Genomic DNA, 10236 nt, shown 5'->3' with positions numbered 1-10236 from the left:
CGAGATAGGAGTCCGTCTCGTGGGCTCGGAGATGTGTATAAGAGACAGCACCTATCCAGCCCCAGGCCGTTTGCGGTCCAACAAATACCAGGGCGATTAACACCAGCCCCACCACAAGCCGCAGCAGGCGATCAACGGTACCCAGATTAACTTTCATCATAATGCTCCCCAAGTTGTGTTGTATTGAGTATGGATGTCACCGGACAATTCTGATTTGATGGTGATCAATCAGAGGGCAGGTATTCTTATGCCAGGCCGAACCCTCGTGTCGGTTGTGTTATTAAAGGATAGACCATGACGCGTTTTCGTTCGTTTCTTTGCCTGACGCTTCTCGGTGGGTTGACCGTCGTCTTGCCCATTGCGCTGCTGGCAATGATCTTCCTGTGGCTGTTCGATCTGGTGGCAGGTCTGATCAGCCCCCTCACCGGGCTGTTGCGCGAGCAGGCCACGATCAGCGAATTTCTGGCCTTGCTGGTGGTGTTGCTGTTGATCCTGGGCAGTTGTTTCGCGGTCGGGCTGTTGATCAGAACCCGTCTGGGTAACTGGATGCACGGCCATATGGAGATCTGGCTGACCCGGCTGGCCCCGGGTTATCGCACTATCCGGGCGATCGTGACGCAGTTGCTTGGCGGCAGTGGTGAAACCACCCTGCTCAGCGGTCAGACCGCGCTGGCAAAAATCTACGGCGCAGATTCACCGGTCACGGTGACGGCGATTGTGACCAGCCGTCACGGGGATGGTGCCTATACGGTATTTGTGCCCACTGCCCCGATTCCGACCTCTGGGATGACCTACCACCTGCCCGCTGATTGTGTGCAGATACTGGCGCATGTTTCCGTGGAGGAGGCTATGCGCACCATTATCGCCTGTGGGTCGGGTTCCGCTGAAATGCTGGCCAGAAATGCGCGGGAAGCGTCGGAAAAAGCCAGAAATTACGAGAAGTAACAGACAGTTCCATCGGAGCGATCTATGCTGGGAAGTAGTCGGAGACCATGCTATGGCATCAGATACTGGGACGGAATAATGATGGATAACGGTAACCCTGTTCGGGGAGGCCCGTGGTTGGCCCTGCTGGTGGTGTCGATGCTTTTACAGGCCTGCACCACTGTTTCGGAAACCCGGAATGCCCTGCGCACGGCGGAGGTCTGTTGCGATGACTTTGCGGCGATGCCCTTTGCCGCCATCCGCTCGGTCAATCCCTCGGATGCCCCGGTCGGGATTAAGCTGGATGATCGTTCACCGGTATACCCGTTCAGTACGGGCAAGAGCTATTTTTCGGCCTATGCCCTCAGTCCCGGTCAGCCGGGCAGCGACCTGCTATTGATGTTCGCGCCGGGTCGGTTCAATGCCCTCAACAGCGGGACCTTTTGCCCAATAGTGACCTACCTGAACAGCCAGCACCAACCCATCGCAAGTGAGGATCTGGCTATCCGCTGGGTCTCGGCTGATAAATCCAGGACCGGCTACTGGACAGCGGCACAAACGGTGCCTGCTGCAGCGAGTTACCTGATTGTCCATACTTCTGATGAGATGCTGTCGCGGCAGTTATCGATCGATGCCGTGACAGAAAATCAGACCATCATGGTGGGCTATGCGGTGGCAACCATTCCTGTGACCCGCGCGGCGGGCTATCGGTGTCTGCCGGTGGGTGAGGTGCAAGTGATTCTGTTGGGCTGACTGTTACAGTCGGGCGACAACTTGAACAATGCCAGGTGATGCTAGCAATGTCATATGCGTTATTTGCCGATCTGATACTGGTACTTCACGCAGGGTTTGTGCTGTTTGTGGTGGGTGGCCTGGGGCTGATTGTGCTGGGCAACCTTTGCCACTGGCGATGGGTGAACCGATGGTGGTTCCGGCTGGCGCATCTTGGTGCCATCGCAGTGGTAGTGGCTGAATCCTGGCTCGGCTGGGTCTGCCCGTTGACAACCCTTGAGCAGTGGTTGCGAACCAGGGCAGGGGATGCCAGCTACAGTGGCAGTTTTATTGAACACTGGTTGCAGCAGTTGCTTTATTACGATGCCCCGCCCTGGGTTTTTCTGCTGATCTACTCCCTGTTCGGATTGCTGGTATTGGCCAGCTGGTGGTTTTTTCCCCCGACCCCTCGCCCCGGCAAAAAATAGCTGAACCGGATTTTCCGGTTGTGGCGGTTTAAAAAAGGATTCGCCTGTGATCACCGTTGCCACGTTCTCCTTTCCCCATGAGGCGCACATTGCCAAATTGAAACTGGATGCCAAGGGGATTCCCGCTTTTGTTGCCGATGAGCACACCATCAATATGCAGTGGTTGTACTCCTCTGCCATAGGTGGGGTGAAACTGCAGGTGCCGGCACCATTTGCCGAGCAGGCGACCCGGGCATTGGCGGAAGATTTCTCCGACCTGTTCGACAGCGACGAGGAGGATGACCGCGATGAACCGTGCTGCCCGGCCTGTGGCAGTCAGAAGCTGACACCCCATATTCGCGGCAAAAAACCGGCTTTTGTGGTGTTTCTGTTGTTGGGGTTCCCGCTGTTTTTCTACCGGCGCGGGTTCAGGTGCGATGCCTGCGGGACCTTTGTGGCGTCGCCATGAAACCTGCTTTGCTCACTGTTTGCCACGCTTCATGTCCCTGATGATAAAGCGCCCCGGGTGTATTGCCTGACGCAAATCCTGCTCCAGTGGTGGAACCTCACCGCAAATCTGGCTGGCCAGCAATTCTGCGCACAGCGGTGCGTAACTCATGCCCCGGGAACCGTGGCCGCAGTTCAGGTACAGGCCCGGCCAGCAGGCCCCCGCCACCGGGATGTGGGCCCGGGCGTTCTTTCGCAGCAGGGCGTAATCCAGCCGGTAGCGTTCGGCGATCGGTGCCGGTCCGGCGATGGGTAGGTAGTCCGGGGTGGTGCAGCGGAAGGCGGCGCGTCCGTCGAGATGGTTCGCCTCCACAGAGCCGAACAGGGCAGCGACTTCCGGGGCCGTTTTCTGCAACTGGGCCAGATTGTCCCGGTGATCCTGCGCGCGCACTGTGGTAGAGGTTTCGCCAATATTGTAGGTGGCCCCCAGGGTATGGATCCCGTCACTGGCCGGGGCCAGGTAGCCTTCGCCGCAGATCACCGTTTTGAGTTGTTTGCTGTCTGCGGTGGCGGGCAGGCAGCTGATCTGACCGCGAATCGGTTTTAACGGCAGGTGTGCCGTCTGGGGAAACGCCGCACTGCCTGTGCCGCTGGCAATCACGGCCACCGGTGCAGTGGCTGACAGGATGCCATGCCGGTCATACGCCTGCCACTGATGCTGTTCATAGTGGAGTGTGGTAATAGCGGCTGTCTGGTGGTGAATCAGGGGGTGATCAGTCAGTGCCCGGCAGACAGCGACGGGTTTGATCCAGCCCAATTGGGGAAAGAACAGCCCCGCCCCGATGCCGAGTGGTATGCCGGCAATGTCATTCAGTTGGCTCCCGGTCACCAACGCAACCAGTTCCGCCGGATGTTGCCGGGCGAGCGCTTCAAACAGTGGCAGCTCATGCTGATCCTTCGGCAGAACCAGCACACCGCATGGGCTGCCGGTGGCTTCCTCCCCGAGAAAACGTTGGTGATAACGACTGGCATGGAGTAATGCCATCAGGCCAAACCGGCTCAGGGCTGAGCGTTGGCTGGACAATTTGGGATAGAGAATGCCCTGCGGGTTTCCCGATCCTTCACTGGCCAGCCGGGGGTGTTGTTCGATCAGGGTGACAGCGATACCCCGTTCGGCCAGTGATCTGGCAGTGGCGCAGCCGGCAATGCCACCGCCAATCACCAGGGCAGATACCGGAGGGCTGAGTCGGGGGGGCAGATACCAGGGTGGCTGGAAATCTGCATTGCGACTGGCGGGTTGCCAGTCCGTTTCTGATACTTCAGGCGTGATGGGGGCTGCCATATGTCCGCACAGCATGTGCAGTTTTTGGCCGAACCCCGGCACTTTTTGCACTTCGAAACCGGCGGCTTGCAGGCCGCGGCGTACCGGGCCCGCAGCGGTAAAGGTGCTGAATGTGGTGCCGGGGGCGCTCAGCCTGGCGAGGGTCTGAAACAGATCGTCTGTCCACATTTGCGGGTTTTTTGCCGGGGCAAAACCGTCCAGAAACCAGGCATCCACGGTGGGGTTGCCCCGGGATGAAAAAAATGGATGATCACTGCTTAGCAGACTGGCGAACAGGGTGCTGGCATCGCCGTACAGCAGAGTGAGTACAATGCGCCTGTCGGCCAGATAAAGCCGGTGGATGCCAGGAATGGGCGGTGGATACTGTTCTACAAGGGCATTGGCCAGCTCTGACAGCGCTGGCCAGAGGGATAAAGCCCGTTGCAGGTCTGACCGGGATAGGGGATATTTTTCCGCAGAGACAAAATGCAATGTGCCGCTGCTGGTTTGATCCAGCCAGAGGCTGGCGACCGCAAGGAAGTTCAGGCCGGTACCAAAGCCGGTTTCACCGATGGTGAACAAGGGGCGTTTGGAGGTTGTCCAGCGCTGTGGCAGCCGGTTGTGGTGCAGGAAGACATGGTGGGTTTCCGACAGGCCGTTGACGCGGGAAAAGTACCGGTCGTCAAATTCTGTGGCGTGCGGCTGGCCCTCTGCGTCCCAGTTGACGGTCGCCTGTTGTAGTATTTCTGCGGTAGGTTCCGGCATTGATAGGTCCGTGGCTGTGGCAGCAGCCATATTATCAGTAGAGCAAGCCGTTGGCTTGATCGGTATTTTTCAAACAGGAGAGGCAGATGACGCAGGGTTTCAGTATGGATATTTCGATGATTTATATCGCCCTCAGCGGCCTGCTAATGGTGGGGCTGGCTCTGGATGTGGTGCGTGGACGCTTTAAATATCAGGTGGGCCTGGGCGATGGCGGCCACGAAGCCCTCGGTCGCCGTATCCGGGTTCACGGCAATGCCGTGGAATATCTACCCATCGCGCTGTTGTTGCTGCTGGCCGTCGAGAATGCTGTCTCCAGTGGTTTGCTGGTGCATCTGCTCGGCAGTCTGTTGGTGCTGTGTCGGCTGCTGCATGCGTTTGGTCTGCGCATGAGTGCCGGAACATCCCTGCCGCGCTTTATCGGCACGGCGGGTACCTGGGGCATGATGCTGGTCTGTGTCGGATTGATTCTGGCGAACAGTGTCTAGTCCCGTTCAGGGTGGCAATGCCGCATGAATCCGTGACCGTTAGCCAGCCGGGCGCACTGTCCGAACAGCGCCATCGTCACTTTATATGTCACGTGCTGTCGAGGTGAAATTCCCGGAGGATCTGGGTGCACCAGCGTTCAATGCGCTGGTCGGTGAATTCAAACTGATTTTCCTCGTCTATCGCCAGACCGACGAAGTGTGTGCCGTCAGCTGTGAGCGCCTTGGAATCGCTGAACTGAAATCCCTCCACCGGCCAGAATCCCACGGTGGTCGCTCCCAGCGTGCAGACTTTTGCCCAGAGAAATCCCAGTGCGTCGAGGAACCATTCCGGGTAGCCGATCTGGTCGCCCAGGCCGAACAGTGCGACGGTTTTATCGGAAAAATCGATGTTGTCGAGGGCCTCCCAGCAATTTTCCCAGTCCTCCTGCAGTTCGCCGTAGTCCCAGGTGGGGATGCCGAGTATCAGCAGTCGGTAGTTTTCCATGCAGGTGATGGGGGTTTCAGCCACGTTGTGCACATCCACCCGGTCCTCACCGAGGTGGGCCGCTATTTTTTCGGCCACCATTTCGGTATAGCAGGTGGATGAGCCGTAGAACAGGCCGATAGGTGCTTGGGTCATGGGATTCATGTGATTGACGTTGGACAGGGTCCGATTCTACGGATTTTGTTATCGCTGTGCATGCCCGGGCGGCAAGTCAGTGATTTTCCAGGCCGCTGTGCAGTCCCCGGCGGTACGCGCTAATGGCGGGAATCAGTGCGATGACAAAAGTAGTGCCAAATGCCAGTCCCAGCGCATTCATGGTCGTGACGGTGAAGATCTGGTCGCCGAGAAACAGGCCGTACTGCTCGCTGAGCATTGGCCCGGCTACAGTAAGAGCACCCTTCAGCAGGCCGACGGCAGCGATAGATCCGGCGGCTACCAGTAGCAGTGCCTCCAATTCCAGCAACATCAACAGCGTCAGCGGGCGCAATCCTAGGATCCGCAACAGGGCAATTTCCCGCTGCCGTTGTTGCAGTGTCGATAGCAGCATGGTTGCCAGTCCCAGCAGGGAGGCGAACAGGACCAGCAGGGCGATAAAGCTGAGGGTTTTTTCTACCCAGGACATCAGTTGCCACAGTTCCGAGAGCGCCACACCGGGCAGAATGGCCATCAGTGGTTCGTCTGGGTAACGGTTGATTTCCCGTTGCAAACGAAAGGTGGATAGCCGGTTCTTTACGCCGATCAGGATTGCAGTGACGGATTCCGGTTCAAGGTCATGCTGTCGCTCGGTGGCCGTGTGTTGGTGAGCGGTCACCCGTGTGCCGCTCTGCCAGTCGCGGTGGATGCTGTCCAGATCCTTCAGATTAATGTGCAGTGTGCGGTCCACGGGGGTGCCTGTGGGTTTGAGAATACCGGTAACCTCAAAAGGAGTATCCCTGTGCAGGGAAAAACTGGTGGCCGCCATGCCGTGGGCCAGCACCAGGCTCTCGCCAATCCGGTAGTCGAGTTGACTGGCGATCTCAGCGCCAATCACCACATCAAAGGGTTGTTCAAAGGGAGCGCCCTCGGCAAAACCCAGTGATTGCTGCGCGCCATAGCGGAAATGCTGGAAGTAGGCATCAGTGGTGCCGAGTACCGGATATCCCCGGTGGGAGTCCCCCAGTGACAGGGGAATTGCCCAGGCTACATCCGGTTTTTTGGCCAGTGTTTGAAAACTGTGCCAGTCGATATTATTGGTGGCGCCGCCGAGACGGAACACCGAGTACAACAGCAGGTTCAGCTGCCCGGTGCGCGGACCGACGATCAGATCCACTCCGGAAACTGCCTGGCTGAAACTGTGTTTGGCCTCCTGGCGGATATGGCCGATACCGAGCAGTACGAACAGGCAGATGGCAATGGAAAACACGGTGATCAGTGCCGTGGTGCGGCGGCTCGCCAAACTGTGCAGGGCAATTTTAATCAGCATGTCTGTCTCCGTGCCGGTTTATCTCGGACAGCGCCGTCACCCGCTGGAATTGCCGACCAAGGCTGTCATCGTGACTGACAAAAATCAGCGTACTCTGCCATTCCCGGGTCAGGGCCAGCAGATGCTGGACAAAGCTGTCGCGGAGCTGGCTGTCCAGTGCCGAGGTGGGTTCGTCGGCAATCAGAATTTCCGGAGCATTGACCAGCGCCCGGACAATGGCGGCACGCTGTTGCTGGCCTGCACTGAGTCGCGTGGGGTGTTCGGACAGCAATTGTTCGTCCAGTTTCAGTGTGTCGAACAATAGGGCAGAGCGTTCCAGGGCCGTGGCTGTTGTTGTCCCGCCGAGCTTTGCCGCCAATAACAGGTTATCCCTCACACTGAGGTAGGGGATGAGATTGAACTGCTGGAACACCACCCCGATATGGGCGGCTCGAAAATGATCCCGCTGGCGAGCACTGCGCTGAGCCAGGTTGACCCCGAGGACTTGCAGTGTGCCGGATCGGGCCCGGAGAGTGCCGGCCAGCAGATTTAGCAGGGTGGTTTTGCCGGAGCCCGAGGGTCCTTTCAGGAAAACCTGTTCCCCTCGCTCAATTTGCCAGTGAGGGATATCCAGCACAGTAGTACGGCCACTGCCGGGATACTGAAAAGTCAACTGGTCAATGGAGACCGCATGGCTTTGGGGCGTGGGACTTTGCATCGATTTTAGTTTCTGGGTGGTGGCTTTACTGGTCTATTCAGGCTATAAATGATACAACATATCTCTTTTGGTTTCTGGCAAAAATTTGCCGATCAAGCAAGAAAGGATTATCAGGATGAATGGTGACTTTCGCTTTGCACGTTTAGCGTTACCTGTCGGAAGTGTGTGGTTATACATGGCCCTATGCATGGTCGGCCCCCTGGCGATAGCCGATAACGACGGGGTGTTCGAAAAGGAGGATTTCAGGACTGTCGAGTGGACCGAGCTGATGCCCGAAGCGGATCTGGACGCATTGATGAATCCCCCCGACTATCTGTCCGAAATCGAAGACGGGGCCGAGGAGGATATGCTGAAAAGCCCCATTCGCGGTGCCGGTGACCCTGCCGGGGATCGTTACCAGCAGGCATTGACGTCCACAGAGGTGAGACCGGAATTTGATGGGCAATTGATACGCATTCCCGGGTTTGTGGTGCCGCTGGATTTTGATGAACGGCAGCGGGTGACGCGATTTTTTCTGGTGCCATTCTTTGGTGCCTGTATCCATGTGCCACCGCCGCCGCCGAACCAGATAATCTACGCAGAGAGTGCGGAGGGCTTTGATCAGGCGTCTCTCTATGATGCTTTCTGGCTGAGTGGCCGGATGAGTACCACCATGACGGAGAACGACATGGCCGTTTCAGCCTACGCCATGAAGGTAATGGCTGTTGAGATCTATCGGGAATGAATCGGGGTTAAGGCAACAGACAGTGGGTCAGCCACTGTTCCATCTGTTGCTCGTCCCCCTGCCGTCGGGTTATCCGCTCCACCCGGCTGTCGGCAGTTTCGTCTATAAAGTCACTGGTGGTTTCGCCGTCGGTCCGATTGAAACGTAAAATACCTCGATTGGTGATAAACACACCTTTCAATCTGATGGCGGGGGTCTGGTTGAGCAGTGCCATCAATTTGCGGTAGTCGAATACATGGTTGGGTTCGAAAATCCAGCCGTTGCTGAAGTAACCTTCTCCCCGGTGGTCAATTCGCAAATATCCCCGCTCGGGCATGGGTGGCAGTGCCTTTTCATAGTCCATGGACTGGGTGTTGTGCCGGTGGGTGTGTGGGGGGTGAGCAACGGCCTGGCTGGGTCGATCCAGCAGGCCGGGTTCCATCGCCCCCCTGGCCAGGGGTATCACTGGCTGTGACAGGCCGTTTTTGTCCAGAAAGGAATGCAGTCGCGGTAGGTCTTTGGCATTGTACAGATCTGCTTTACTGGCCAGGATGATATCTGCTGCCTGCAATTGCTGATTGAATACTGCGTGGTCGTGGTAGCGTTTATCAGCGATATGGCGCGCATCTACCAGGGTTAGAGTGGCCTGCAGTGACAGTACCTCGCGGTAATATTCCCCACTCAATAATTCCAGTAACTCGCGGGGGTGGCCCAGCCCTGTGGGTTCGATCAGTAGCCGGTGTGGTCGGGCCCGGCTCAAGAGCAGGTTGAGGGCAATCTGGAGGTTTAATTGGTTGGTGCAGCACAGGCAGCCGCCGGGCACTTCCCGAACAAAGATGTTCTCAGTCTCCCCGCTCTGATTCAGCAGCGCAGCATCGATACCCACCTCGCCGAATTCATTGATCAGTAATGCCCAGCGTTGTTGCGGTGGTTTGTGAGCCAGCAGGTGGCGGATGGCGGTGGTTTTCCCGGCACCGAGAAATCCGGTGATGATATTGGTGGGAATCTGCTTCAGGGGATCAGTCTGGCTACCCATAAAATCAGGCGGCACTTGTCTGGCTGCATTCGTCACAGAGGCAATGCAGTTCCAGTTGGTGGTTGATCAGGTGGTAACCCGCTTTGGTGACATTAATGTTCAGTGCGTCGATGATGTCCTTGCCAATCGCAATTTCCTTCACCTTGTTGCAGTGGTCACAGATCAGGAACTGGGGCACCTGGTGTTGGTGGCTACAGGCGATGTGGGAGCAGGCAATAAACTTGTTTTCCGATACCAGTTTGTGGGCCAGGTTTTCCGTCATCAGGAAATCCAGCATACGGTACACGGACATGGGCGGGACGGATTCGTGAAATTGTTGTTGATAGCGTTCGGCCAATTCGTAGGCAGACAGGGGGCTGCCAGAGCGCAATAACAGAATCAGAATATTTTTGCGCTTGGGTGTCAGTTTGGCACCTGGATGGTTGCAGTGCTCTTCCGCTTTTTTGATCACTTGATCCAGTGTCGATACGCCCATGGCTAGTCCACTTTCAGTTGCGAGTGTGAGGGGGTCATTGTGGCAGCGCCCTTGCTCCCGGGCAAAACCCATGAAGCCTGGATTCTACGGATACCGGGGAAGACGGAAAAGAGGTCTGTGACGATCCGGGTGAGTTTTTCCGGCTGCCGACAGAGGAACAGGTAGCGGGCCGTGAATTCGGTGTGCTGTTGATGTTCCTCTATATCGTGTTCGTGTTCGTGTTCGTGTTCGTGTTCGTGTTCGTGTTCGTGTTCGTGTT

At 57.1% G+C, this 10236-nt stretch carries 13 protein-coding genes; 6 read left to right on the top strand and 7 right to left on the bottom strand.

Features of this window, described 5'->3' with window-relative positions; genetic code table 11:
• Nucleotides 1-294: 294 nt before the first annotated feature.
• From QZ516_RS12705 to QZ516_RS12690, 4 genes are all read left to right on the top strand, one after another.
• The gene (locus QZ516_RS12705; RefSeq protein WP_297190514.1) at nucleotides 295-945 is read left to right on the top strand and encodes a DUF502 domain-containing protein; all 651 of its coding nucleotides are present in this window, start codon (nucleotides 295-297) and stop codon (nucleotides 943-945) included.
• Nucleotides 946-1023: 78 nt separating this feature from the next.
• Complete coding sequence (locus tag QZ516_RS12700; RefSeq protein WP_297190512.1) at nucleotides 1024-1677, top strand: hypothetical protein; 654 nt, start codon at nucleotides 1024-1026, stop codon at nucleotides 1675-1677.
• Between the two features lie 47 nt (nucleotides 1678-1724).
• The gene (locus QZ516_RS12695) at nucleotides 1725-2123 is read left to right on the top strand and encodes a DUF2784 domain-containing protein (RefSeq protein WP_297190509.1); all 399 of its coding nucleotides are present in this window, start codon (nucleotides 1725-1727) and stop codon (nucleotides 2121-2123) included.
• 46 nt (nucleotides 2124-2169) lie between these two features.
• Nucleotides 2170-2571, top strand: a complete 402-nt coding sequence (locus QZ516_RS12690) for a DUF2007 domain-containing protein (RefSeq protein WP_297190506.1) — start codon at nucleotides 2170-2172, stop codon at nucleotides 2569-2571.
• Between the two features lie 12 nt (nucleotides 2572-2583).
• On the opposite strand, the gene mnmC is transcribed toward QZ516_RS12690, so the two are convergent.
• On the bottom strand, nucleotides 2584-4635 hold the full coding sequence (mnmC, locus tag QZ516_RS12685; protein ID WP_297190504.1) for a bifunctional tRNA (5-methylaminomethyl-2-thiouridine)(34)-methyltransferase MnmD/FAD-dependent 5-carboxymethylaminomethyl-2-thiouridine(34) oxidoreductase MnmC: 2052 nt from the start codon (nucleotides 4633-4635) through the stop codon (nucleotides 2584-2586).
• Between the two features lie 86 nt (nucleotides 4636-4721).
• On the opposite strand from mnmC, the gene QZ516_RS12680 reads away from it, so the two are divergent.
• A complete protein-coding gene (locus tag QZ516_RS12680) occupies nucleotides 4722-5120 on the top strand; it encodes an MAPEG family protein (protein WP_297190501.1) in 399 nt (132 codons plus the stop codon).
• Between the two features lie 88 nt (nucleotides 5121-5208).
• On the opposite strand, the gene fldB is transcribed toward QZ516_RS12680, so the two are convergent.
• The 3 genes from fldB to QZ516_RS12665 all read right to left on the bottom strand — a co-directional run bounded on the left by fldB (nucleotide 5209) and on the right by QZ516_RS12665 (nucleotide 7763).
• Nucleotides 5209-5748: a flavodoxin FldB gene (fldB, locus tag QZ516_RS12675; RefSeq protein WP_297190498.1), complete on the bottom strand. Its 540-nt coding sequence runs from the start codon at nucleotides 5746-5748 to the stop codon at nucleotides 5209-5211.
• 67 nt (nucleotides 5749-5815) lie between these two features.
• Nucleotides 5816-7066, bottom strand: a complete 1251-nt coding sequence (locus QZ516_RS12670) for an ABC transporter permease (protein WP_297190495.1) — start codon at nucleotides 7064-7066, stop codon at nucleotides 5816-5818.
• Nucleotides 7056-7763 carry an ABC transporter ATP-binding protein gene (locus QZ516_RS12665; protein ID WP_297190492.1) on the bottom strand — a complete coding sequence of 236 codons (708 nt, stop codon included), beginning with the start codon at nucleotides 7761-7763 and terminating at the stop codon, nucleotides 7056-7058. Before QZ516_RS12665 ends, QZ516_RS12670 begins: the two co-directional genes overlap by 11 nt.
• A gap of 175 nt (nucleotides 7764-7938) precedes the next feature.
• Between QZ516_RS12665 and QZ516_RS12660 the strand changes: the two genes are divergently transcribed.
• Nucleotides 7939-8487, top strand: a complete 549-nt coding sequence (locus tag QZ516_RS12660; protein WP_297190489.1) for a DUF3299 domain-containing protein — start codon at nucleotides 7939-7941, stop codon at nucleotides 8485-8487.
• 7 nt (nucleotides 8488-8494) lie between these two features.
• Here QZ516_RS12660 and QZ516_RS12655 read toward each other — a convergent pair whose 3' ends face one another.
• The 3 genes from QZ516_RS12655 to QZ516_RS12645 form a co-directional block, all read right to left on the bottom strand.
• Nucleotides 8495-9502, bottom strand: coding sequence for a GTP-binding protein (locus tag QZ516_RS12655; RefSeq protein WP_297190487.1), 1008 nt, complete (start codon nucleotides 9500-9502; stop codon nucleotides 8495-8497).
• A gap of 4 nt (nucleotides 9503-9506) precedes the next feature.
• A complete protein-coding gene (locus QZ516_RS12650) occupies nucleotides 9507-9977 on the bottom strand; it encodes a Fur family transcriptional regulator (RefSeq protein WP_297190484.1) in 471 nt (156 codons plus the stop codon).
• A gap of 2 nt (nucleotides 9978-9979) precedes the next feature.
• The coding region (locus tag QZ516_RS12645; RefSeq protein ID WP_297190481.1) for a DUF2796 domain-containing protein at nucleotides 9980-10236 on the bottom strand (257 nt) is incomplete at its 5' end.

It is taken from the genome of uncultured Porticoccus sp. (assembly GCF_913061305.1).
GTDB lineage: Bacteria > Pseudomonadota > Gammaproteobacteria > Pseudomonadales > Porticoccaceae > Porticoccus.
The sequence above is the reverse complement of the archived record's forward strand: the minus strand, read 5'-3'. Positions and strand labels throughout refer to the sequence as shown.

What these genes read in the sequence shown, in the direction of transcription:
- QZ516_RS12705 (WP_297190514.1), top strand. Translation starts at nt 295, where the DNA reads ATGACGCGTTTTCGTTCGTTTCTTTGCCTGACGCTTCTCGGTGGGTTG.
- QZ516_RS12700 (WP_297190512.1), top strand. Translation starts at nt 1,024, where the DNA reads ATGATGGATAACGGTAACCCTGTTCGGGGAGGCCCGTGGTTGGCCCTG.
- QZ516_RS12695 (WP_297190509.1), top strand. Translation starts at nt 1,725, where the DNA reads ATGTCATATGCGTTATTTGCCGATCTGATACTGGTACTTCACGCAGGG.
- mnmC (WP_297190504.1), bottom strand. Translation starts at nt 4,635, where the DNA reads ATGCCGGAACCTACCGCAGAAATACTACAACAGGCGACCGTCAACTGG.
- QZ516_RS12680 (WP_297190501.1), top strand. Translation starts at nt 4,722, where the DNA reads ATGACGCAGGGTTTCAGTATGGATATTTCGATGATTTATATCGCCCTC.
- fldB (WP_297190498.1), bottom strand. Translation starts at nt 5,748, where the DNA reads ATGAATCCCATGACCCAAGCACCTATCGGCCTGTTCTACGGCTCATCC.
- QZ516_RS12670 (WP_297190495.1), bottom strand. Translation starts at nt 7,066, where the DNA reads ATGCTGATTAAAATTGCCCTGCACAGTTTGGCGAGCCGCCGCACCACG.
- QZ516_RS12665 (WP_297190492.1), bottom strand. Translation starts at nt 7,763, where the DNA reads ATGCAAAGTCCCACGCCCCAAAGCCATGCGGTCTCCATTGACCAGTTG.
- QZ516_RS12660 (WP_297190489.1), top strand. Translation starts at nt 7,939, where the DNA reads ATGGCCCTATGCATGGTCGGCCCCCTGGCGATAGCCGATAACGACGGG.
- QZ516_RS12655 (WP_297190487.1), bottom strand. Translation starts at nt 9,502, where the DNA reads ATGGGTAGCCAGACTGATCCCCTGAAGCAGATTCCCACCAATATCATC.
- QZ516_RS12650 (WP_297190484.1), bottom strand. Translation starts at nt 9,977, where the DNA reads ATGGGCGTATCGACACTGGATCAAGTGATCAAAAAAGCGGAAGAGCAC.